The organism is Pelomonas candidula, from assembly GCF_043555985.1.
GTDB classification, from domain to species: Bacteria; Pseudomonadota; Gammaproteobacteria; order Burkholderiales; family Burkholderiaceae_C; genus Pelomonas; species Pelomonas candidula.
This window is the reverse complement of sequence record NZ_JBIGIC010000047.1, coordinates 1-696: the sequence shown is the minus strand read 5'-3', so window position 1 is coordinate 696 and position 696 is coordinate 1. Positions and strand designations below refer to the sequence as shown.

General features: G+C 68.4%; 1 protein-coding gene. It reads right to left on the bottom strand.

What is annotated here, in order from left to right; all coding sequences use genetic code 11:
* Positions 1-696: Mu transposase domain-containing protein (locus ACG04R_RS28415; RefSeq protein WP_419964743.1), on the bottom strand; the 696-nt coding region annotated here is incomplete at both ends.

Below are 696 nucleotides of genomic sequence, written 5' to 3'. Positions count from 1 at the left end.
CTGCTCCTCGTGGTGCAGCACCAGCGCCAGCACCTCCACCATCTCGCGGTCCCCGCCTGGCTTCTTGAGCAGCTCGGTCTGCAGCTTCTTGAAGGCCACCGGCAGCTCGGTGAACGGCGCGCCGTTGCGCAGGGCGCCGGGCTTGCGCTGCAGCACGGCCAGGTAGTGGCGCCAGTCGTAGATCGTCTGGCCCATGCCTGTGTCATGTCGCCGGTCGATGACCCGCTTGTGCTCGCAGATCAGATTGCCCTCGGCCGCGATGACGAGCCGGTCGGCGTAGACGCGCAGGCTCACCGGCCTGTTGGCGTACGACGCCGGCACGCTGTAGCGCGTGCGCTCGAAGGTGACCAGGCACGTCGGTGAGACACGCTTGGTGTGCTCGATGAACCCGTCGAAGGGCCGCGGCACCTTCATCAGCGTCGGCTTCTCCAGCCGCCAGACGTCGTGCACGGTGCCGGGCTGCTGGCCGTGCGCAATCTCCTTCCACAGCGCCAGGCAGCGCTCCTCGAGCCAGGCGTTGAGCGCGTCCAGCGATGGGAACGCCGGCACGGGCTGCCACAGCCGATGCCGCGCGTCGCGCACGTTCTTCTCGATCTGGCCCTTCTCCCAGCCGGAGGCCGGGTTGCAGAACTCGACCTCGAAGAGGTAGTGGCTGACCATCGCAGCGAAGCGCGCGTTGACGTCGCGCGCCTTGCC